Annotated in this window: 19 protein-coding genes; 13 read left to right on the top strand and 6 right to left on the bottom strand. The window is 57.2% G+C overall.

Annotated features, from left to right (window positions below; translation table 11 throughout):
* Positions 1 to 57 precede the first annotated feature (57 nt).
* The 5 genes from lpdA to ABGT65_RS13375 all read left to right on the top strand — a co-directional run bounded on the left by lpdA (position 58) and on the right by ABGT65_RS13375 (position 4,288).
* A complete protein-coding gene (lpdA, locus tag ABGT65_RS13395; RefSeq protein ID WP_346702862.1) occupies positions 58 to 1,434 on the top strand; it encodes a dihydrolipoyl dehydrogenase in 1,377 nt (458 codons plus the stop codon).
* 204 nt (positions 1,435 to 1,638) lie between these two features.
* Positions 1,639 to 1,866 (top strand): 4Fe-4S dicluster domain-containing protein, encoded by a 228-nt coding sequence (locus ABGT65_RS13390; protein WP_346702860.1) that lies wholly within the window; start codon positions 1,639 to 1,641, stop codon positions 1,864 to 1,866.
* Between the two features lie 3 nt (positions 1,867 to 1,869).
* A complete protein-coding gene (locus ABGT65_RS13385; RefSeq protein WP_346702858.1) occupies positions 1,870 to 2,964 on the top strand; it encodes a 3-methyl-2-oxobutanoate dehydrogenase subunit VorB in 1,095 nt (364 codons plus the stop codon).
* A gap of 6 nt (positions 2,965 to 2,970) precedes the next feature.
* Positions 2,971 to 3,738: a thiamine pyrophosphate-dependent enzyme gene (locus tag ABGT65_RS13380; protein WP_346702856.1), complete on the top strand. Its 768-nt coding sequence runs from the start codon at positions 2,971 to 2,973 to the stop codon at positions 3,736 to 3,738.
* A 4-nt stretch (positions 3,739 to 3,742) separates the two neighbouring features.
* On the top strand, positions 3,743 to 4,288 hold the full coding sequence (locus ABGT65_RS13375) for a 2-oxoacid:acceptor oxidoreductase family protein (RefSeq protein WP_346702854.1): 546 nt from the start codon (positions 3,743 to 3,745) through the stop codon (positions 4,286 to 4,288).
* Between the two features lie 59 nt (positions 4,289 to 4,347).
* On the opposite strand, the gene ABGT65_RS13370 is transcribed toward ABGT65_RS13375, so the two are convergent.
* Entirely contained in the window at positions 4,348 to 4,554 is a 207-nt protein-coding gene (locus ABGT65_RS13370; protein ID WP_346702852.1) for a DUF6140 family protein, read from the bottom strand.
* 394 nt (positions 4,555 to 4,948) lie between these two features.
* On the opposite strand from ABGT65_RS13370, the gene ABGT65_RS13365 reads away from it, so the two are divergent.
* Positions 4,949 to 6,082: a site-specific integrase gene (locus ABGT65_RS13365; RefSeq protein WP_346701114.1), complete on the top strand. Its 1,134-nt coding sequence runs from the start codon at positions 4,949 to 4,951 to the stop codon at positions 6,080 to 6,082.
* A gap of 637 nt (positions 6,083 to 6,719) precedes the next feature.
* Positions 6,720 to 8,036 carry a hypothetical protein gene (locus tag ABGT65_RS13360; protein ID WP_346701129.1) on the top strand — a complete coding sequence of 439 codons (1,317 nt, stop codon included), beginning with the start codon at positions 6,720 to 6,722 and terminating at the stop codon, positions 8,034 to 8,036.
* A 963-nt stretch (positions 8,037 to 8,999) separates the two neighbouring features.
* On the opposite strand, the gene fmt is transcribed toward ABGT65_RS13360, so the two are convergent.
* Genes fmt through ABGT65_RS13335 form a run of 5 tightly spaced genes read right to left on the bottom strand, consistent with a single transcriptional unit; the run spans position 9,000 to position 13,925 of the window.
* Positions 9,000 to 9,980 (bottom strand): methionyl-tRNA formyltransferase, encoded by a 981-nt coding sequence (gene fmt / locus ABGT65_RS13355; RefSeq protein WP_346703100.1) that lies wholly within the window; start codon positions 9,978 to 9,980, stop codon positions 9,000 to 9,002.
* On the bottom strand, positions 9,970 to 10,362 hold the full coding sequence (locus ABGT65_RS13350; protein WP_346702850.1) for a VOC family protein: 393 nt from the start codon (positions 10,360 to 10,362) through the stop codon (positions 9,970 to 9,972). The genes fmt and ABGT65_RS13350 overlap by 11 nt, the downstream gene beginning before the upstream one ends.
* Positions 10,363 to 10,374: 12 nt before the next feature.
* Positions 10,375 to 11,595, bottom strand: coding sequence for a bifunctional 3,4-dihydroxy-2-butanone-4-phosphate synthase/GTP cyclohydrolase II (locus tag ABGT65_RS13345; RefSeq protein WP_346702848.1), 1,221 nt, complete (start codon positions 11,593 to 11,595; stop codon positions 10,375 to 10,377).
* Positions 11,588 to 13,096, bottom strand: coding sequence for an LptF/LptG family permease (locus tag ABGT65_RS13340; protein WP_346702846.1), 1,509 nt, complete (start codon positions 13,094 to 13,096; stop codon positions 11,588 to 11,590). Before ABGT65_RS13340 ends, ABGT65_RS13345 begins: the two co-directional genes overlap by 8 nt.
* Complete coding sequence (locus ABGT65_RS13335) at positions 13,080 to 13,925, bottom strand: metal ABC transporter permease (RefSeq protein WP_346702845.1); 846 nt, start codon at positions 13,923 to 13,925, stop codon at positions 13,080 to 13,082. Before ABGT65_RS13335 ends, ABGT65_RS13340 begins: the two co-directional genes overlap by 17 nt.
* Before the next feature lie 98 nt (positions 13,926 to 14,023).
* Between ABGT65_RS13335 and mtaB the strand changes: the two genes are divergently transcribed.
* The 6 genes from mtaB (at position 14,024) to floA (ending at position 20,822) form a co-directional block, all read left to right on the top strand.
* Entirely contained in the window at positions 14,024 to 15,337 is a 1,314-nt protein-coding gene (mtaB, locus tag ABGT65_RS13330) for a tRNA (N(6)-L-threonylcarbamoyladenosine(37)-C(2))-methylthiotransferase MtaB (protein ID WP_346702843.1), read from the top strand.
* Between the two features lie 169 nt (positions 15,338 to 15,506).
* Positions 15,507 to 16,310, top strand: coding sequence for a hypothetical protein (locus ABGT65_RS13325; RefSeq protein ID WP_346702841.1), 804 nt, complete (start codon positions 15,507 to 15,509; stop codon positions 16,308 to 16,310).
* 4 nt (positions 16,311 to 16,314) lie between these two features.
* Complete coding sequence (locus tag ABGT65_RS13320) at positions 16,315 to 17,760, top strand: TrkH family potassium uptake protein (protein WP_346702839.1); 1,446 nt, start codon at positions 16,315 to 16,317, stop codon at positions 17,758 to 17,760.
* Positions 17,761 to 17,770: 10 nt separating this feature from the next.
* The gene (locus ABGT65_RS13315; protein WP_346702838.1) at positions 17,771 to 19,318 is read left to right on the top strand and encodes an SPOR domain-containing protein; all 1,548 of its coding nucleotides are present in this window, start codon (positions 17,771 to 17,773) and stop codon (positions 19,316 to 19,318) included.
* Between the two features lie 49 nt (positions 19,319 to 19,367).
* Positions 19,368 to 19,838 carry an NfeD family protein gene (locus ABGT65_RS13310; protein WP_346702836.1) on the top strand — a complete coding sequence of 157 codons (471 nt, stop codon included), beginning with the start codon at positions 19,368 to 19,370 and terminating at the stop codon, positions 19,836 to 19,838.
* 12 nt (positions 19,839 to 19,850) lie between these two features.
* The gene (floA, locus tag ABGT65_RS13305) at positions 19,851 to 20,822 is read left to right on the top strand and encodes a flotillin-like protein FloA (protein WP_346702834.1); all 972 of its coding nucleotides are present in this window, start codon (positions 19,851 to 19,853) and stop codon (positions 20,820 to 20,822) included.
* The last annotated feature ends 191 nt before the right edge of the window (positions 20,823 to 21,013 follow it).

Genomic DNA, 21,013 nt, shown 5'->3' with positions numbered 1-21,013 from the left:
CCCCCCCCGCCCGAACCACCGAACTATACGAAAATACAATAAACCCGATACAACGTCATGAAATACGACATGCTGATCGTCGGCAGCGGCCCCGGCGGATATGTGGCCGCCATCCGGGCCGCGCAACTGGGCCGCAAGGTGGCTCTCGTGGAGCGGGCCGAGGCGGGCGGCGTCTGCCTCAACTGGGGCTGCATCCCCACCAAGGCACTCCTGAAAAGCGCCCAGGTCTACGGCTGGTGCAGCCATGCCGGGCAGTACGGACTCGAACTCTCCGGAGAAATCCGGCCGAATCTCGAAAAGATCGTCGCACGGTCGCGGGCCGTGGCCGAGACCATGTCGCGCGGCGTGCAGTTCCTGCTGAAGAAGAACAACATCGACCTCATTGCCGGAACGGGCCGCCTCACGGCCCCGGGGCGTGTCGATGTCGACGGTACGGAGTACGAGGCCGACCACATTATCCTTGCCACCGGGGCGCGTCCGCGCGAAATGGCGTTCATTCCGGTCGACGGCGAGCATGTGATCACCTCGCGCCAGGCCCTTACGCTTACGCGGCTGCCCGAGACGATGATCGTCGTCGGCTCCGGGGCCATCGGCAGCGAGTTCGCGTGGTTCTACGCCGCACTGGGGGTCAAGGTCACCGTTATCGAGTACCTCCCGCGCATGATGCCCCTCGAAGACGAAGAGGTCTCGAAGGCCATGGAGCGCGCTTTCCGCAAGCTGCGCGCCACGGTGCTCGTCGGGACGGCCGTCAAGCAGGTGCGCGTCACGGACGAGGGGCGCTGCGAGGTGGAGATCGAAGGCAGGAAGGGCCCGGAGACCCTTACGGCCGATGTCGTGCTCTCGGCCGTGGGCATTCAGTCCAACATCGAGGGGATCGGTCTCGAAGAGCTGGGCGTAGCCGTCGAGCGCGGCAAGGTCTGTGTCGACGAATTCTACCGCACCAATGTTCCGGGTATCTACGCCATCGGCGACATCGTGCCCGGCCCGGCGCTGGCCCATGTGGCCTCGGCCGAGGGGATCTGCTGCGTGGAGGCGATCTGCGGGCTCTCGCCCGAACCGGTCGACTACGCGGCCATTCCGTCGTGCGTCTTCACGCAGCCCGAGGTGGCGTCGGTCGGCATGACCGAACAGCAGGCCGCCGAGCAGGGTATTGCCGTGAAGATCGGCCGCTTCCCCTTCACGGCCTCGGGCAAGGCCACGGCTGCCGGCGACCGCGACGGCTTCGTGAAGCTGATTTTCGACGGGCAGGAGCGTCTGTTGGGCGCCCACATGGTGGGGGCATCGGTGACGGAGATGCTGGCCGAGCCGACGCTGGCCCGCAAGCTGGGAGCCACGGCTCATGAGATCGCCCGCACGATCCATGCCCACCCGACGATGAACGAAGGGGTGATGGAGGCCGCCGAAGCGGCCCTCGGCGCCGCGATCCATCTTTGACGGAGTTGCCCGAAGCGGTTTCGGCAGACAAGAAGGGAGCCTTCCTGCGAGGGAAGGCTCCCTTCTTATAAAAAATGCAGGGCGTCTTTCGGGTGTGTTACATGCTCGATTTTATCACAAGACGGCGTTTTTTATAACGAAAACAAATCCGTGCCGGGAAATTTTCGTATATTTGTAAGCAACTTAACAATACTATTCGGCGTTATGGCTAAGATCAAAGGAACAATCGTCGTTGACAGAGAGCGTTGCAAAGGGTGCGGCGTCTGCGTTTCGGTATGCCCGTGCGAGGTGCTCGCCCTGTCGGCGGAGGTGAACGGCAAAGGTTATCCGGTGGCCTGGATGGCGAATCCCGACGCCTGCACGGGATGCGCTTCGTGTGCGGTGATTTGTCCCGACAGCGTCATCACGGTTTATCGTCAAAAATTCGAATAAGCGATGGCAGAGAAGGAAGTAAAACTGATGAAAGGCAACGAGGTGATCGCCCATGCGGCGATTCGCTACGGTTGCGACGGATATTTCGGCTACCCCATCACCCCGCAGTCGGAGGTCATGGAGACCCTCATGGAACTCAAACCCTGGGAGACGACCGGCATGGTGGTCCTGCAGGCCGAATCGGAAGTTTCGTCGATCAACATGGTCTACGGCGCCGCCGCAACCGGCAAGCGGGTCATGACCTCGTCGTCGAGCCCCGGCATCTCGCTCATGGCCGAGGGCCTGAGCTACCTGGCCGGTGCGGAGCTCCCCTGCCTGGTGGTCAACTGCCAGCGCGGCGGCCCGGGTCTGGGCACGATCCAGCCCTCGCAGGGCGACTATTTCCAGGCCGTGAAGGGCGGCGGACACGGTGACTACCACCTGATCGTCCTGGCGCCGAACTCCGTGCAGGAGATGCACGACCACGTGGCCCTGGCCTTCGACCTGGCCTTCAAGTACCGCAATCCGGCGATGATCCTCGCCGACGGTGCCATCGGTCAGATGATGGAGAAGGTCGTCCTGGCCCCGCAGCGCCCGCGCAAGAGCGACGAGGAGATCAAGGCCGAATGCCGCACGTGGGCGACCTTCGGGAAAACCGCCGACCGTGAGCGCAATATCGTCACGTCGCTGGAGCTGCAGTCCGAGAAGATGGAGGTCATCAACCTGCGCCTGCAGGAGAAGTATAAGGCGATGGAGGAGCACGAGGTGCGTTACGAGGCCGTCGAGTGCGACGATGCGGAGTATGTGATCGTGGCCTTCGGGTCGTCGGCGCGGATCTGCTCGGCAACGGTCGAGATGGCGCGTGCCGAAGGGCTGAAGGTGGGCCTGCTGCGGCCGATCACGCTCTACCCGTTCCCCACGAAGCAGATCGCCGAGCTGGCGGCCCGCGGCGTGAAGGGCTTCCTTTCGGCGGAGCTGAATGCCGGGCAGATGGTCGAGGATGTGCGCCTGGCCGTCAACGGCAAGGCCCCCGTGGAGCATTACGGACGTCAGGGCGGCATGTTGTTCAATCCCGACGAGGTGCTCGACGCCCTGAAGGAAAAACTGATTAAAAAGTAGACTACGATGGCAGAGGTTGAAATCAAACAGGAGAATCTGGTTTACGCGAAACCGAAACTCATCACCGATAACGTCATGCACTACTGCCCGGGTTGCAGCCACGGTACGGTGCACAAACTCATCGCCGAGGTCATCGAGGAGATGGGACTCGAAGACCGCACCGTGGGCATTTCGCCCGTAGGCTGCTCGGTCTTCGCCTACAACTACATCGACATCGACTGGATCGAGGCGGCGCACGGACGCGCCCTGGCCATCGCTTCGGCGGTGAAACGCCTCTGGCCGGGGAACATGGTCTTCACGTACCAGGGCGACGGCGACCTGTCGGCCATCGGTACGGCGGAGTCGATCCATGCGGCGGCGCGCGGCGAGAACGTCGTGGCGATCTACATCAACAACGCGATCTACGGCATGACGGGCGGCCAGATGGCCCCGACGACGCTGCTCGGGATGAAGACCTCGACGACGCCCTACGGCCGCGACCCGCGGCTGAACGGCTATCCGTACAAGATTGCCGAGATGATGGCGCATCTGGACGGTGCGACCTACATCACGCGGCAGAGCGTCCACACGGCGGCGAACGTGCGCAAATGCAAGCGTGCGATCCGCAAGGCGTTCGAGAACGCGATGGCCGGGAACGGCTTCTCGCTGGTGGAGGTCGTGTCGACCTGCAACAGCGGCTGGAAGCTCTCGCCCGTGGCGTCGAACCGCTGGCTGGAGGAGAACATGCTGCCCTACTATCCGCTGGGCGATATCAAGGACGTAAAAAAGGAGTAAAGCGATGAAAGAGACATTGATCATAGCAGGATTCGGAGGACAGGGCGTCCTCTCGATGGGCAAGATTCTGGCCTATTCGGGCGTGATGCAGGACTTCGAGGTGACGTGGATGCCCTCCTACGGTCCGGAGATGCGCGGCGGCACGGCGAACGTGACGGTGATCCTTTCGGATCGGAAGATTTCGTCGCCCATTGCGCACGAGTTCGACACGGCAATCATCCTGAACCAGCAGTCGATGGAGAAGTTCGAGCCGATGGTCAAGCCGGGCGGCGTGCTGATCTACGACACGAACGGCATTACGCGCCATCCGGTCCGCACGGACATTTCGGTCTATGCGATCGACGCGACGGCGGAGTGTGCGAAGCTGGGCCAGGCGAAGATGTTCAACACGATGATCCTGGGCGGTTACCTGAAGGTCTGCCCGGTGGTTGAGATGGAGAACGTGATGGTCGGGTTGAAGAAGTCGCTACCGGAGCGGGCATGGAAGATGCTTCCGCAGAACGAGGAGGCAATCCGCCACGGCGGCGAGATCATTCACAAGATCCGGTAATCTGCCAGGTGGAAAATAGCGAGAAGGCGGTCGGAAATCCGATCGCCTTCTCTTTATAGTTATTTCATGTTTCCTCGATTAATCTTGTATGATGGAACATCGACCCCGTATTGGCTTTTAAAAGCATTTTGGACTGCTTCTCTTCCACCCTTAGAAAACATAGGATTGGTATGATCTCCAATGACTTTGACACTTGTTCCTTTTGAGATCTTTTGGCCATTCTTTAAAAGAATGTCGACTGCTGTTTTAATATTCCAGGTTGCCATAATAATCAAAATTAGAATTAGAATTAAAATTGAGAAATGGCATATAAAAAACGTGGGACAAAACTTTTATCTGCTTTTCGAGGTTCTGGAATACCTGTGCTGCCAAATAAAGAGTAAAGCCCACGTAGAAACGTGAGCGTTTACGCCTTACTCCTGGCAGCTTGTGAAATTTTTCAGATTTATAAAGCAAAGCCATAAAATGAAAACAAAAGCCAAACAAGTGCAAATAAAATAGCTTATTTACAATACTTTGCAGGGCGTTTGATGGTTTCAGTTGTTTTCATTCTTTTCAGTTGATTGGTTCTTTTTCGGTACAATTTTGTTCCTCGTTTGTTTCTCAATATCGACCTTTATCATATCTTTGCAACAGAAACAAAATTATGAAGGGATTGATATGCCACGAATAAAGAAGCCTACAAAAGTAAAAGAGCCTGTCCGCCTTCGGACAAAGAAGCTGGCAGATGGAAGCCAAAGTCTGTATCTTGATATATACCGTTTCGGCAAACGAACATACGAATATCTTAAGTTGTACCTCATTCCGGAAACGGACAACAATGCCCGTCTGCAGAATCAGGCGACCATGAATGCCGCCAATGCCATCAAATCGAAGCGCATAATCCAACTTACCAATGGCGAGGCCGGAATCGAACACAGGGAAAAGGTTTTTCTTTTAGACTGGATGAAGACCTACAAAGAGAATCAGGCGAAGCGTGGTAAAAAGGACGGGAACCAAATAATGGTAACTATCCGCATACTGAAGGATTATGCGGGTGAACGCATGACAATGGATCAGATTGACAAGGCATTCTGCCAAGAGTATATCGACTATCTGCAGACGGAGTATCGCCCCAAAGGAAAACGGGTGTCAAACTTTACGCTTCACACTTATTACCGTATTCTGAACGGAGCTTTGAATGCCGCCGTTCGTGCGGATATTATCAAGTCCAACCCGTTTACGAAGATCAACAACTCGGATAAGATACGCTTGCCGGAGAGCAAACGCTCGTATATGACCATTGAAGAGGTCCGGGCACTGATTGCTACTCCGATGAAGAATAAGGCCGTAAAACAGGCTTATTTGTTCTCTTGCTTCTGTGGATTGCGAATAAGCGACATTATCGGTTTGAGATGGAAAGATGTTTTTGTGGATAGAGGTCAATATCGCCTTGCTGTGTCCATGCAGAAAACCAAAGAGCCGATTTATTTGCCGCTTTCACCAGAAGCGTTAAAGTGGATGCCGGAGCGAGGAGACAAGATGGCGGAAGACCACGTCTTCGACTTACCGAGTCCAACGATGATAAACCTGCTGCTCAAACCATGGGCGAAAGCGGCCGGCATAGACAAACGTTTCTCATTTCATACCGCCCGTCACACGTTTGCGACGATGATGCTGACGCTTGGCGCTGACCTCTATACAACCTCGAAGTTGCTCGGTCATGCCGACGTGAAGATGACACAGGTATACGCCAAAATCATCAATCAGAAAAAGGACGATGCAGTCAATCTGGTGAACGGGTTGTTCGACTGAAACATGGATTGTTCTTTGTACCGAAGCGGTCATATATATTTTAGTTTACTTTAGTATCTATATATAAGGGAGAAAAACTAAAGTAAACCGTTTCCAGATAAACAACTGAAAGAAAATCGGTGGTGAAAGTTTGAGTCAAATACGGGCTTTGGGCATCCTGTATAAAAGGGACAAGTCGTCGATAGGATTGACCTCCCGCCAATGAAAAATATCTCTGAATAGGCTGCGGGGATAGGTTGTTTGATTCGGATATAATTGTTTCGTTTTACATCTTCTTTCTCCCTCTTGTCGCTTGACTGCTGTGCGTGTCGCTGGAGAAATTTCGATGGCAATACTATGTCTAACCATACCAACCTGTTTGCCACTAAATAATCAGTCCGGCATTGGACAACGAGATCGCCCCTGCTTGCAGATTGTGTGGCATTCCTCCCGCCGACGAACGGCTGACGGGGTATTAGGCTACCCCGAAATGGATTCAGTGTATAACGGATAAACTTGTGCTTATTTTGCGAATGGCAGATGTTTTCTGGTTATGATGAGAGTTTTACACTTGGTAAAAGTTGATACAGTTTAGTACGATACATCTGAAATGATTATAAATTTGTGTATTTTTATTGATGTTTTCAGAACGTAAAGGATGAAAATTACAATTGTTTCATTAAGAGATTGTGCTATATATTTGGAGGCTCATACGCTTCGTATGTGTCGGCTTGTTTCTTCGATATTTAAGATAGACAAAACCGGTGCGATATTGCCGGTCCAAATAGCGGATGAGGAATTTAGATCCCGTTTGAAACAGTTGGATATATTAGGAAAAAATGGCTTTCCCGAGACGATAAGATATGAACTAAACAACATCCCCGTCAATTCAAAGTTTATCGTTATTGTCGGAAGGGATTATCAAACAGACCAAATCATATTATATCGCTTGAAAGGAGTCGTATATGAGTTCAACGGGAAAGAAAATTTTATTCAGCCTTATGCAGAAAGGATGGAACAGTTTTCATCCAACTATTCGGTGTGTATATTCAATGGGCAAGGTCGAATGCAATACATCGGAGAAGCTGACAAATCGAAAAGAGTATGCCGTTTCTGCCATCGCTCTGCTCCGTTAACCTCATTTACTCATAAATCCCATGCCATATCTGAGTCCTTGGGGTATAAAAGCCTTGTTTGCCATGAAGAATGTGATGAATGCAACGAATATTTTAGCCGGACTATTGAACCCGATGTCGTGAATATGCACTCTTTCCTGCTTTCTTTGTGCGGTATTTCAGGAAAAAAGGGAATACGAAAAACATGTGGCGAGAATTTTAAGTTTTGGCTGGATCGTTCAAGTCGCCAATATAATTCTCAGGGGACATTTATGATGCAATTAAAGGATCTGCATATCGAGAATGGAGATATCAGAACAGGCATTCAGAATCTGCCGCCTTTGGATACGTCATCCCTAAAGTACATTCCGCAAAATGTATATAAATGTTTCTGTAAATATGCGGTGAGCTGCCTGCCCCAAAATCAAATCGGCTTTTTCCAGAAAACAATAGATTGGATCAATGCACCTGCGAATTATCGGAGGTTGCCTATGGTTGCATCCTGTTCCGTGGATTATACAACTCCTTTGTTCTCTTTATGTATCCGTAAGGAGCAAGACTACAGGTATCCATATTGTTGGGCTTCACTTAATATAGCCAATGTGCGCTATATGTTTATTGTTCCATTTTCTTCGCAGGACAGATATAGTTTTACTACCAAGGCAAGATATCAATTCTTTTTGGATATCCTTCGTTCTTGGTTCCCTGTGCTTGATATGCAACCAATGCAGTTATCTTCCTCAAAACCAGCCCATACTGTTGTGGATGTGAAATTCACGATGGACGACAGGTGTAAATTGGGTAGAGATTATTTTATAATAGATAAAGGAAACGGTGAAAAAGAAATAGGTGGGCAATGATACGCTGGTGATAGTTGCGGCCATTCTATTCAATAGCCGGAGCAGGAAAAACCCCGTATTTGTGTCGAAATTGTGTACCCGCCGAAAACGGAACAGCCGCCTGTGTTGCTGCAAGCGGTTGTCTTTCAAGTTGTACCACCAGAAATCAAACCGGAGACACAAGGATTTTCAGTTGTTCATGTATGGTATAGAAGTGTTAATTACGCCAGGACTCTGATTACAGCGAAAAGAGAAATATGAGCTTTACTTTATTTCCGTTTCATACATACGTTCATTAAAGTAAAATCAAACGAGTGGAAGAAAGGAGATGTCTGCGCCAAGTAACTTATTGACTCCAGCTATTTTTTCGTTTGGCGCGACTCTGTTGAAAACAGATAACGGTTACGAAAATTCAGTTTACTTTAGTTTATTAGCTCTATATATAAGCTAAACCAAAGTAAACTATATTTAGATAGGCATATTTGCTTGTCAGTATGCCTATGACTATTATTGTAAGAGCAGTTTGCTGACAAAAAAAAGGAAGCGCAGACAGAAGAGAGATTGGATGTTTTTCTTTTTTGGCTGCAAGTATGTTCATCAATAAATGGCTCTTGGAGCAGAGAGAATAACTGCTCACTGTAGAACACGGACTCCTTGTGCAAACAAGTGAAAGGAATGAAACCTAATGAAAATAGAAAAGGCTTGAATTTGCTTTAATCGATGGTTTTGTTTCTGTGTTGTTTCTTAATCAAAGATGTAAAGATATAAATAAATTGATTATAAGTGGATTATGTATAGAAAACTTACGCTAATTTCAGATTTTCCAGATTTCGAAAAGCAAGAGATAAAGCTAACGCTTTTTATATGTATGTACCGGCGCTTTTCGTGCGGTGACGGTACGGAGAAAGTTTAAAGGGTTACAATCTTCTTTTTATCTATCCATAGGCAAAACGGTTTTGGTGATTGAACAAATATACCGTTTTTTTATTGTTTTTCAAAATAATACTGCAGAACGTCGCGCCAGCCTAAAAGCAGTTCCCGCACCGCAAGGCGCTTCTTCCCGGCAATCTGCAGCTCTTCGAGCCGGACCCAACCGTCGGCACACGCCACGCGGATGAAGCTCCGCCCGTCGCTTTCGACCGTGCCGCAGGCGATTCCCGCATGGTCTGCCGCCTCGAACTTCGCCGCGAAGATCTTGGCCGTCAGCGCCTCTTCGCCCGAACCCTCGCGGTACATCGCCGTCCAGGCGGCCGGATAGGGCGACAGCCCGCGGATGAAATCCACGATCCGCTTGCCCGGCCAGCTCCAGTCGATGCGGCAATCCTCCTTGAAGATCTTCGGCGCCGGGCGCAAGGTCGACTCGTCGATCCCCTGCTGCTCGATCGGCTCGATCCTCCCCGAGGCGATCCGCTCCACGGTATCGAGGACCAGCCCGGTGCCCACCTCCATGAGCCGTTCGTACATCGTGCCGATCGTATCCTCCGCGCCGATCGGCACGCGGAGCTGCCCGATGATGGCCCCCTTGTCGATTTCGTGGTTCAGCAGGAAGGTCGTGACGCCGGTTTCGGTCTCGCCGTTGATGATCGCCCAGTTGATCGGCGCGGCACCCCGGTACTGGGGCAGCAGCGAGGCGTGGAGATTGAAGGTCCCCAGCCGCGGCATGGCCCAGACCACCTCGGGCAGCATCCGGAAGGCGATCACGATCCCCAGGTCGGGCTGCCAGGCCCGCAGTGCTTCGATGAACTCCGGGTCGCGGAGCTTCACGGGCTGCAGGACCGGAAGCCCCAGCTCCCGGGCGGCGATCTTCACGTCGCTCTCGTGCATCCGCTGCCCGCGGCCTGCGGGTTTGTCGGGTGCCGTGACGACCCCGACGACCTGGTAGCCCCCGGCGACCAGCGCCCGCAACGACGGCACGGCGAATTCCGGCGTGCCCATGAAGACGATGCGCAACTTTTTAGCGTCCATTGTCATAAGTCAATTCGATTAGATTCCCGTCCGGGTCTGCAATAACACTCTCATAAAAGCCGTCTCCGGTTGTTCGGGGCTCTCCGACGATCCGGTATCCGTCGTTCCGCAGGCGTTCGGTCCTCGTGTCGACCTCCTCCCGGCCAGCACACTCGAATGCCATGTGGCAATAGCCCGTATGGGGTCTCTCGGCCTTCCGGCTGATGTCCGACCTCCGCATCAGTTCCAGGGCGCACCCCTCTCCGAAGCGGATGAAATAGGATTCGAACCCTTTGGCCGGATTCGTGTATTTGTCGTTGCTTACCCCGTCGAAGTAACGGATGTAAAATGTCCGCAACTCCTCCAGGTGGAGGGTCCAGAGGGCGAGATGTGCGATTTTCATGGTTGGAATCCCCTACTTCTTCAGACCCAGCGTATGGTGCATCCGCTCCTGCTTGGTTTCCAGGTAGTGCTCGTTGTAGGGGTTCGGGGCGATGACGATGGGTACGATCTCGTCGATCTGCAGCCCGTATCCCTCCAGCCCGGCGCGTTTGAGCGGGTTGTTGGTCATCAGCTGCATGTGGCGGATGCCCAGCTCGCGGATGATGCTGGCACCGACGCCGTAGTCGCGCTCGTCGGCCTTGAATCCCAGCTTGAGGTTGGCATCCACCGTATCGAGCCCCTCGTCCTGGAGCTTGTAGGCGTGGATCTTGTTGCAGAGACCGATGCCGCGCCCCTCCTGGTTGAGGTAGACGATGGCACCCTTGCCCGCCTTGTCGATCATCTGCATGGCGCGGTGCAGCTGTTCGCCGCAGTCGCAGCGGTACGACCCGAAGATGTCGCCCGTGGCGCACGACGAGTGGACGCGCACCAGCACGGGCTCGTCCTCCGACCACTCCCCTTTCGTGAGCGCCACGTGCTCCACGCCGTTGGATTTCTGGCGGAAGGGCGTGATCTTGAAGTCGCCCCAGGCCGTGGGCAGCGGCACCGTGACGCCCTTTTCGATGATCGACTCCTCCTTGAGGCGGTAGGCGATCAGCGAGGCGATGGAGATGATCTTCAGGCCGAACTTGCGGGCCTTTTCGATGAGTTGCGGGAGGCGCGCCATCGTGCCGTCCTCGTTCATGATCTCGATCAGGGCACCGGCGGGCTGCAGCCCTGCCAGGCGTGCCAGGTCGATCGTCGCCTCGGTGTGACCCGGGCGCCGCAGCACACCCTTCTCCCGGGCACGCAGCGGGTTGATATGTCCGGGGCGTCCCAGATCGGTGGGTTTCGTCGTGGGGTCGGCCAGGGCCCGGATCGTGGCGGCGCGGTCGTGGATCGACACGCCCGTGGTGCAGTCGTGGCCCAGCAGGTCGACCGTCACGGTGAAGGGCGTGCCCAGGAGCGAGGTGTTGTTCTCCTCCATCATGTTGAGGCCCAGTTCCTCGCAGCGTTTCTCCGACAGCGGGGCGCAGAGGACGCCGCGACCCTCCTTGAGCATGAAGTTGACGATCTCGGGGGTGATTTTCTCCGCGGCGACGATGAAATCGCCCTCGTTTTCACGGTCTTCGTCATCGACGACGATCACGATCCTGCCGTTGCGGAAGTCCTCGATGACCTCCTCGACACTGTTCAATATCGTTTCTTTAGCCATTGCGTTTATTGCGTTTTTTGAATTTTATCGTGTTTTTCAATTTCCCGAACCACGGGCCTGTCTTCGCCGCGATTTTTTCACGGAAGGCCTTGATCTTGCCGGCATACCAGTCCGTATCGAGGAGCGCGGAGTCGTTCGTGGCCTTGTAGGTGAGGTAGATGGCGATGGGCGTGAGGATGATGGTCGAGATCCACATGCCGTAGATGGCATCCCAGGTCCCCTCCTTGGCCATCTTCTCGCCCGTGAGGCTGATGACGTAATAGATCACGAAGAAGATCACCGACACGACGACCGGGAGTCCCAGACCGCCGCGGCGGATGATCGCCCCGAGGGGTGCGCCGATCAGGAAGAAGATCAGGATCGACACCGGGAGCGAGATCTTGCGGTGCCACTCGATTTTCGAACGGTAGAGCTGGTTCAGGGCCTCCTTGGCCGTCGACTCGTCGAAGGCGAACATGTTCCGCGAGTTCTTGGCCAGCGTGCGGGCCTGGTTCCATACCTTCTCCTTCTCGCGGGTCGGGAGCCCGGGGAGCGAATCCGTGGCAAGCAGGTCGCGGTAGTTGCTCTTGTCGACCTGCAGGCTGTCGGGCAGCGGCAGCACGGTGTTGTCGCGGGCGAAGATCTGCTCCTTGAGCAGCGGTTCGTAGGAGGTTGTCGTGGCGTCGTTGACCCGGATTTCGAGCGAGTCGATGTCGTGCTGCAACTCGTTGATGTTCTTGGTCTGGGCGTTGGAGAACATGTCGGCGTCGGAGCGTCCCATGGCGAAGCCGTCCATCGGGATGACCTGCTTCTGGAGGTCGAAGGTGTGGTGGCGCAGGACGCTCTTGGTGAACCACTGGCTGCTGCGGGTCTGCTCGTAGGTTTCGCCGTGGTAGAGCGTCACGAGCAGGTACTTCTTGTCGTCCGACAGGCGGATGTAGCCCGAATCGGCGACGATGGTGTTCATGTCCCCTTTCGTCGAGCGGTTGTCGTAGATCAGCACGTCGGTCAGCAGATGGGTCTCGGGGTCCTGGTGTCCGACGCGGATCGACATGTTGTCGATGCCGTTGAAGAAGAGACCGTCCTGGAATTCGAGGCTCTGTTTCTGCTGGCGGATGTCGTAGATGATGCTGAACATCTTCTTGTTGGAGTACGGCACCAGGTTGTTCGAGATGAAGAAGCTCCCCACGGCGATGAATCCCACGACGATGATCAGCGGTTTGGTGATCTGCACGAGCGACATGCCGGCGGACTTCATGGCCAGCAGCTCGTAGTTCTCGCCGAGGTTGCCCATGGTCATGATCGCGGCGAGCAGCATCGAGAGCGGCAGTCCCATGGGGATCATGTTGGCCATGGCGTAGGACATCAGCTCGATGATGATCCCGGCGCTGAGGCCCTTTCCGACCAGTTCGTCGATGTAGCGCCACACGAAGTTCATCATCAGCACGAACATGACGATGAAGAACGTGAGGACCATAGGCCCCAGGTAGGCTTTCAGGACGAGTTTATGAATGGTCTTCATGCCGGGGTTTCGGTTTTTTCTGCGACAAAGATAGGAGTTTTACCGATACGAGCGCCAGGGTGAGTGTAAATATTATGGCGGCGCCGGGTGGGACCTCGAGGTGGTAGCTGACGAGGAGCCCGGCGATGTTCCCGACGACGGCGACGACGGGGGCCGCGAGTGCGAGGGTCCGGTACGACCGTGCGAGGGTGTTGACGATGACGACGGGCATGGTGATCAGCGAGATGAGCAGCACGATTCCCATGATGCGGATCGAGAGGACGATCGTCACGGCGATGAGTGCGGCCATCAGGTAGGAGATCACGCGGGTGGGGATGTTGCGCGAACGGGCGAATTCGCGGTCGAAGGCGACGTACATCACGGGCCGCAGCCACAGCAGGGCCCCGATGACGACGACGGCCGTCAGCAGGGCCAGGGCCGTGACGTCGCCTCGGGTGACGGTGATGATGCTGCCGAAGAGGTAGGCTGCGAGGTCGCCGGAGGTGTAGCCGGGCCTGAGGCTCATGAAGAGTGCCCCGAGGGCCATGCCCACGGACCAGATGATTCCGATGGCGGAGTCTTCGCGGATGCGGCCGCGGCTGCCGGCCCACTCGATGCCGAGGGCCGAGAGGACGGCGAAGATCATCGCTCCGGCAATGGGGTTTGTTCCGGCCCAGAAAGCGATGCCGAGGCCCCCGAACGAGGCATGGGTGATGCCCCCGGCGAGGAACACCATGCGGCGGCATACGACGTATGTGCCTATCAGTCCGCACGTGATGCCCGAAAGTACGCAGGCGGCGAGTGCGTTTGAGAGATAACCGTATTGGAAGACGTCGCTGAAAAATTCCATGCTTTGTCGCTATTGCGTGCAAATTTACGCTTTTTTATCGGAAAAGCCTCCTCCTTTCGCACAGTTTTCGTAATTTCGTCCCCGAAAAAGAAAATCCCATGCAAGCGCGAAGAGTCAATTTCCATACCCTGGGCTGCAAGCTCAACTTTTCGGAGACGTCGACCCTGGCCCGGGAGTTCGAACGGGGCGGGTTCGTGCGGGTGCCGCCCACGGCCGAGGCGGACATCTGCGTGATCAACAGCTGTTCGGTGACCGAGCACGCCGACAAGAAGTGCCGCAACCTGATCCGCAGGCTCCACCGCCGCAACCCGCAGGCGATCATCGCCGTGACGGGCTGCTACGCACAGCTGAAACCGCAGGAGATCGCCGAAATCGAAGGCGTCGATATTGTGCTGAGCAACAATGACAAGGGCGAATTATATAAACGGGTGGTTGAACTCTCGGGCAAGGGCCGGGCGCAGGTGTACAGTTGCGATACCGATTCGCTGACATCGTTCTTCGCGGCCTTTTCGAGCGGCGACCGCACGCGGGCCTTCCTCAAGGTGCAGGACGGCTGCGACTACTGCTGCTCTTACTGCACGATCCATTACGCCCGCGGTGCGAGCCGCAACATGCCCATCGCCGACCTGGTGGCCGAAGCCCGCCAGATCGCCGCGGCGGGCCAGCGCGAAATCGTCCTTACGGGGGTCAATACGGGCGACTTCGGCCGCACGACCGGCGAGCGCTTCATCGACCTGCTGCGGGCACTGGTCGAGGTCGAGGGGATCGATCGCTTCCGCATCTCCTCCATCGAACCGAACCTGTTGACCGACGAGATCATCGGGTTCTGCGCCCGGGAGCCCAAAATGATGCACCACTTTCACATCCCGCTCCAGAGCGGTTCGGACCGCATCCTCGGGCTTATGCGGCGCCGTTATACCACGGCGCGTTTCGCCGGGCGCATCGCCGCCGTGCGGCAGGCGATGCCCGATGCCTTCATCGGAATCGACGTGATCGTCGGATTCCCCGGCGAAACGGAGGCCGACTTCCGGGCGACGTATGATTTTCTGGCCGGGCTGCAGCCCTCCTTCCTGCATATTTTCCCCTTCTCCGAACGCCCCGGCACCCCGGCCGTCGAACTCCCCGGCAAGGTGCAGCCGTCGGTGGCCACACGGCGCGTCGCCGAACTCGAAACGCTCTGCGAACGGCTCCACGGCGACTTCTGCGCCCGGGCCGTCGGGACCGAGGATACGGTGCTCTTCGAGAGTACGCGCCGCGGCGGCATGATGTTCGGGTTTACGGGCAACTACCGCCGGGTGAAGGCCCCCTACGACCCTTCGCGCGTCAATACCATCTGCCGCGTCCGGCTCGGGGAGATGGACGCGGCGCACGACCTGGCGGGCGAAATCCTCGATGAGGTGCCGACCCGGTAGGTCCGTTGCGTGGAAATCCCCGCCGGACGGAGCTTTGGGGCACGGTATTTCGCGGTTGGCGGAGCCGAAATACGCCCCAATCGCGCCAAATCCGAAAAAAGAGCCTTTTCAATTTGTCTCTGCACGCCGCTTTTCGTATATTTGCACAACAGTAATTGCATGAAAGGATATGACGGGTTTGCGTAAACGGGTGACGGTGGGCTTTCTGAGCATCGTCTGCCTGCTGTTTTTTTCCGGGATGATCTCGCTGCTCGAACTGGGCCACCTGAGCCGCGATACGGGCGAGATCCTCAAGGCCAATGCGCGTAACATCGAGCTGGCCAAGGAGATGCTCGATGCCGCCCATGAACAGAACATGGCGCTGATCCGTATGTCGGTCTTCGGCGACCGTTCGCGCGACAGCCTCTGCCGCGCCAGCATGGACCGTCTGGAAAATACGCTGCTCGTGGCCCAGAACGAGGCGCTGGACAAGTCGTTCCTCGATTCGCTGGCCTTCGCCACCACCGAACTCCGCATCGTCACGGACAACTACCTGGCTTTCGGCGACCTCCGCAGCCGGAGCGACTCGCTGGCCGCGGATTCCCTTGCCGGACGGCCCGATTCGCTGGGCATCCGGTGGTACAACGAGGAGTACGACGCCCTCTACGGCCGCCTCACGGCCGCCATCAAGAACTACATGACCTCGACGCAGAGCTCCCTGGCCCCGCGTGCCGAGCAGATGAAGAAGAATGCCTACCGGGCCGTGACGCCCGTGCTGATCTCCGTGACCGTGATGATCGCCATCGTGCTGATGCTGCTCTACTTCCTGTCGATCTACTGCGTCTCGCCCATCGAGCGCATGAACAAGAGCCTCGGCGACTGGCTCTCCTTCCGCACCCCCTTCAACGTGAAGGGCGACCTCAAGGACGAGGTCCTCGAACTCAAGGAGCGCATCGAAACGCTCATCAACCAGTCGAAACAACCCAAAGCCTGAAGCGATGCGCGTCGAAGTGGTCCTGCGATATGTCGGAGTCGTGATGCTGTTCATGGCGCTCTTCATGCTGATCTCCGCGGGGATCTCCTACGTGAGCGGCGTGGACTCGGCATTCTATCCCCTGCTGCTGTCGTCGCTGCTTACGGCCCTGCTGGGCGCCTTCCCGCTGATCTTCGTGGGGCGCTGCGAGCAGATCACCAACAAGGAGGGTTTCTGCATCGTCGTCGGGGCGTGGCTCGTGGCTTGCGTCGTGTCGATGTTCCCCTACCTGATCTGGGGCGGGGAGTTCACGCTGGTCAACGCCTGGTTCGAAAGCGTCTCGGGCCTTACGACAACCGGTTCGACGGTCCTGAATGACGTCGAGGCCCTGCCCCGCGGGCTGCAGTTCTGGCGTTTTGCGACGACCTGGATCGGCGGTATGGGCGTGGTGATGTTCGCCCTGGTCGTCCTCCCCTCGATGGGCCGCAGCAAGATGATGCTCTCCAACGTGGAGCTCTCGTCGATGGCCCGCGACAACTACCGCTACCGTTCGCAGATCATCCTCCAGATCCTGCTGGTGGTCTACGTCGGGCTGACCGTCCTGTCGACCGTGCTGCTCAAGATGGCCGGGATGAACTGGTTCGACGCCCTGTGCCACGCCATGTCGGCCTGCGCCACGAGCGGCTTCTCGACCAAGAATGCCAGCGTCGCCTACTTCAACAGCCCGGCCATCGATACGATTCTGATCTTTACGATGGCTGCGGCCGGTATCCATTTCGGGCTGATCTACGCCACGGTCACCGGGAAACGCAACAACATCTTCCGCTCGGAGGTCACGCGCTGGTATCTCGGGATGCTGTTCGTCGGGGGGCTGCTCATCGCCATCAGCCTCTATGCCGCGGACCTCTACCCCACGCTCTCGGCCTCGTTCCGCCACGGCATGTTCCAGTTCGTCTCGGTGGTCTCCACCTCGGGGTTTGCCACGGCCGATTCGAACACCTGGACGCCGTTTGCGGTCATCATCCTGATCTTCGGGTCGATCGTCTGCGCCTGTGCGGGCTCCACGGCCGGCGGCATCAAGGTCAACCGCATGGTCCTGGCCGGAAAGATGATGAGCGCGCGCCTGAAACTCCAGCAGCATCCCAACGCCGTGATCCGCATCCGGCTGGACGGCGTCATTCAGGACAACGAGGTGCTGCACTCCGTGATGATCTACATCGTGGCCTATCTGATGTTTTTGCTGTTGGGGACGATTGCGGGGGCCTTGTTCGGCGTCGACCTGACGACCAGTTTCACCGGGTCGGTCGCTTCGATGGGCAACGTGGGACCGGGATTCGGCGAGGTCGGTTCGATGGACAACTGGTCGGCGATGCCGTCGGCTTTCAAAATGACGAATACGTTGCTGATGCTGCTGGGGCGTCTGGAGATTTTCGGTCTGATTCAGATCTTTTTGATTAAATGGTGGAGATAATCCGAAGCCTATGTTTCGCAGGAATTTCATATATGTGCTGGGTGCGCTCTTTCTGACGGCGGGCGGTCTGTTGGCCCAACAACCCCCGGTGGAGGCCCGCATTGCCGGTCTGGAGAACAACGAGGAGTATATGTCGCTGCTGCGGGAGGATGCCCGGCTGCAGGAGCGCGAGGATTCGATCGTGAATGCCGTGGCGGTCCTGCGCGAACGCCTGCGCGAGGATCCGGTGCAGCGTCAGCGCTATTCGCAGGAGATCCTGCAGCTCGAAAGCCGGATCTTCGAGATCCGCAACGCCAAGGGGCGTCTGATCGATCGGATCAACACCATCGAGCAGGAGTGGGTGCTGGCCAATCTGGACGGTGCGGTTTCCGGGTCGGGCGCCGTGCGCAACACGCCGGTGTCGGGGATTCCCGATTCGCTGAAGGTCCGCAACCTGGTCGACAACCTCTATTTCCGCGAGCACCTGGCCGAAACGGACTATGCGGCCCTGTGCGAGGCGCAACGCCTCGAAACCCGGGCTGCGGAGTACGTGAACCGCTATTTCGCCAACCATGCCACGCTGACCGAACTCGCCGAGACGTATGGCACGGTGCAGAACGAGGCCGAAGCGATGGATATTTTCGGGCGTCTGACGGCCCTGCAGGGGGTGAACCGCATGCTGGGGGATTCGCTTGCCGAGGTCTGGAACTACATCTTCGACAACAAGAACTACGCCTACGGGTACATCCTCGACGAACTGGGGCGTGAGGAGATCCTCTCCCGCGAGGAGGAGGAACTGGCCCGGGCCGCGCGGCAGCTCACCGAACTGCGCGGCGCAACGGCTTCGGACGCCGTGGCGGACTACTTCCTGCGCAAGCGCGTGATGGTCGATTACGAGGGCGCCGTGGCCGGGGAGCTGGCACTCGATGCCGCGCGCGATTCGCTGCGTGGCGTGGCGGAGCAGATCGGTGCGGTGGATTTCCGCCTGCCGCGCATCGATGTCGCCGAACGCTACTTCCTCGACTACGACAGCGTGGCCTTCTCGTCGAAACCCAAATACACGTACCAGAACCCGATCCCGGAGTGCAAGGTCTACGCCAACGGCACGATCTACCGGATCCTGCTCGGGACGTTCAATACGAAGCGTGCCGCCGCGACCTTCCGCGGGGCCTACCCGCTCTTCTACCTGATCGACGAGGCGGGCAAGTGGAACTACTATACCGGAGGTTTCGCCACGCTCGAAGAGGCCGAAACGGCGCAGAAACTCCTGAAGGAGCATGGCTTCGTCCGTCCCGAAGTGGTGGTCTGGACCGACGGCGTGATGCGCAACCTCTCGCGCGATCCCGTGGCGCAGGACCTCGCCTACCGGGTGGAGATCACCGGGACCGACGCCCTGTCGGATGCCGTGAAACAGGTGATCGCCGAGACGGCCTCCGGGCATGAACTCTCGCGGGTCGGGCAGCAGATCTTCGTCGTCGGAGGCTTCACCGACCGGGCCGTGGCCGACCGGCTGGCCAATGCCGTCCGGCTGGCGGACCCCGCCCTTGAAATAAAAGTCGTCGAAATCTCCCAACCTTGAGATTTTTTTCCTACCTTTAGCCTTATAAACCCGCCCAAAGGACCCGCTTATGGAACTCTTCTATATCATCCTGCTCGTCTTCCTCGGCCTGCTGTTCCTGGTGGCCGAACTGGTGCTGCTGCCCGGCGTCTCGGTCGGGGCCATCCTGGCCATGGCCTGCTACGGAGGCTCGATCTACCTCGCCTTCCGGGATTTGGGAACCGCGGCCGGAGTTACGGTTATCGTCGTGATCCTGCTGCTGTCGCTCGTCGCGGTGGTCGTGTCGTTGCGGGCCAAGACCTGGCAGCGCTTCTCCCTCAAGCAGGAGATCCGCTCGTCGAGCATGCCCGTGCTGCCCGCCGAGGAACTCCGCATCGGCCAGCACGGCGTAACCCTCTCGCGCCTCTCCCCGATGGGAAAGGTCGAGATCGACGGCAAGGTCTATGAGGCCAAGTCCACGGGAGCCTACGTCGATCCCCGGCAGGAGATCGAGGTCGTGGGCTTCGAAAATTTCAGCGTCATCGTAAAAACCCTCCAATAAAACTTCGAACGTATGGATCTTCAGGTAGGAATGATCGTGTTGATCGTCTTCGTGAGCCTCTTCGCCATCTGGCTCGTCTTCTATTTCATCCCCGTGGGGTTGTGGTTCTCGGCCCTGGTGTCGGGCGTAAGGATCAGTCTGCTGCAGCTGGTGCTGATGCGCTGGCGCAAGGTCCCGCCTTCGACCATCGTCTCGTCGATGATCGAGAGCACGAAGGCCGGGCTGACGCTCAACCCCAACGAACTCGAAGCCCACTATCTGGCTGGCGGCAACGTCACCAATGTGGTCCATGCGCTGGTCTCGGCCCAGAAGGCCAATATCCTGCTCGACTTCAAGATGGCCACGGCCATCGACCTGGCGGGCCGCGACGTCTTCGAGGCCGTGCAGATGTCGGTCAACCCAAAGGTGATCAATACACCGCCGGTGGCTGCCGTGGCCAAGGACGGTATCCAGCTCATCGCCAAGGCCCGCGTGACGGTGCGTGCCAACATCAAGCAGCTGGTCGGCGGAGCCGGTGAGGAGACCGTGCTGGCGCGTGTCGGCGAGGGGATCGTCTCGTCGATCGGTTCGGCCGACTCGCACAAGATCGTGCTCGAAAATCCCGATTCGATCTCTCGCGTGGTGCTCGAAAAGGGCCTCGATGCCGGAACGGCGTTCGAGATCCTCTCGATCGACATCGCCGATATCGACGTGGGCAAGAACATCGGCGCCCAACTGCAGATGGACCAGGCACAGGCCGACAAGAACATCGCCCAGGCCAAGGCCGAGGAGCGGCGTGCAATGGCCGTGGCTTTGGAACAGGAGAACAAGGCCAAGGCGCAGGATGCCCGTGCCAAGGTGATTCTGGCCGAAGCCGAGGTGCCGCTGGCCATGGCCGAGGCCTTCCGTAACGGAAACCTCGGAATCATGGACTATTACAGGATGAAGAACATCATGGCCGACACGCAGATGCGCGAGACCATCGCCAAACCGGAAAAGAAGTAGCTTTTCCGGACCATTCCACCCGGGGCGTTGTTGCAACGCCCCTTTTTTCAAACCCCGGGCTCCCGGGATTTGGACGTCCGGCTTTTTGGACGTCCGAGCTGTCGGACTTCTGAATTCCAGGCCTCTGGATTCCCGAAGACACCCCGAAAACTCCCGGGTTCCCCGAAACTTCCGGACGCCCCGAAAATTCC

The sequence above is a fragment of the uncultured Alistipes sp. genome (assembly GCF_963931675.1).
GTDB lineage: Bacteria > Bacteroidota > Bacteroidia > Bacteroidales > Rikenellaceae > Alistipes.
Note: the sequence above shows the minus strand (reverse complement) of the source record. Positions and strands in the feature narration are given on the sequence as shown.

What these genes read in the sequence shown, in the direction of transcription:
- ABGT65_RS13380 (WP_346702856.1), top strand. Translation starts at nt 2,971, where the DNA reads ATGGCAGAGGTTGAAATCAAACAGGAGAATCTGGTTTACGCGAAACCG.
- ABGT65_RS13340 (WP_346702846.1), bottom strand. Translation starts at nt 13,096, where the DNA reads ATGAAGACCATTCATAAACTCGTCCTGAAAGCCTACCTGGGGCCTATG.
- ABGT65_RS13365 (WP_346701114.1), top strand. Translation starts at nt 4,949, where the DNA reads ATGCCACGAATAAAGAAGCCTACAAAAGTAAAAGAGCCTGTCCGCCTT.
- lpdA (WP_346702862.1), top strand. Translation starts at nt 58, where the DNA reads ATGAAATACGACATGCTGATCGTCGGCAGCGGCCCCGGCGGATATGTG.
- ABGT65_RS13315 (WP_346702838.1), top strand. Translation starts at nt 17,771, where the DNA reads ATGTTTCGCAGGAATTTCATATATGTGCTGGGTGCGCTCTTTCTGACG.
- fmt (WP_346703100.1), bottom strand. Translation starts at nt 9,980, where the DNA reads ATGGACGCTAAAAAGTTGCGCATCGTCTTCATGGGCACGCCGGAATTC.
- ABGT65_RS13320 (WP_346702839.1), top strand. Translation starts at nt 16,315, where the DNA reads ATGCGCGTCGAAGTGGTCCTGCGATATGTCGGAGTCGTGATGCTGTTC.
- ABGT65_RS13310 (WP_346702836.1), top strand. Translation starts at nt 19,368, where the DNA reads ATGGAACTCTTCTATATCATCCTGCTCGTCTTCCTCGGCCTGCTGTTC.
- ABGT65_RS13345 (WP_346702848.1), bottom strand. Translation starts at nt 11,595, where the DNA reads ATGGCTAAAGAAACGATATTGAACAGTGTCGAGGAGGTCATCGAGGAC.
- ABGT65_RS13385 (WP_346702858.1), top strand. Translation starts at nt 1,870, where the DNA reads ATGGCAGAGAAGGAAGTAAAACTGATGAAAGGCAACGAGGTGATCGCC.
- ABGT65_RS13325 (WP_346702841.1), top strand. Translation starts at nt 15,507, where the DNA reads ATGACGGGTTTGCGTAAACGGGTGACGGTGGGCTTTCTGAGCATCGTC.
- ABGT65_RS13370 (WP_346702852.1), bottom strand. Translation starts at nt 4,554, where the DNA reads ATGGCAACCTGGAATATTAAAACAGCAGTCGACATTCTTTTAAAGAAT.
- mtaB (WP_346702843.1), top strand. Translation starts at nt 14,024, where the DNA reads ATGCAAGCGCGAAGAGTCAATTTCCATACCCTGGGCTGCAAGCTCAAC.
- ABGT65_RS13360 (WP_346701129.1), top strand. Translation starts at nt 6,720, where the DNA reads ATGAAAATTACAATTGTTTCATTAAGAGATTGTGCTATATATTTGGAG.
- ABGT65_RS13350 (WP_346702850.1), bottom strand. Translation starts at nt 10,362, where the DNA reads ATGAAAATCGCACATCTCGCCCTCTGGACCCTCCACCTGGAGGAGTTG.
- ABGT65_RS13335 (WP_346702845.1), bottom strand. Translation starts at nt 13,925, where the DNA reads ATGGAATTTTTCAGCGACGTCTTCCAATACGGTTATCTCTCAAACGCA.
- ABGT65_RS13375 (WP_346702854.1), top strand. Translation starts at nt 3,743, where the DNA reads ATGAAAGAGACATTGATCATAGCAGGATTCGGAGGACAGGGCGTCCTC.
- ABGT65_RS13390 (WP_346702860.1), top strand. Translation starts at nt 1,639, where the DNA reads ATGGCTAAGATCAAAGGAACAATCGTCGTTGACAGAGAGCGTTGCAAA.
- floA (WP_346702834.1), top strand. Translation starts at nt 19,851, where the DNA reads ATGGATCTTCAGGTAGGAATGATCGTGTTGATCGTCTTCGTGAGCCTC.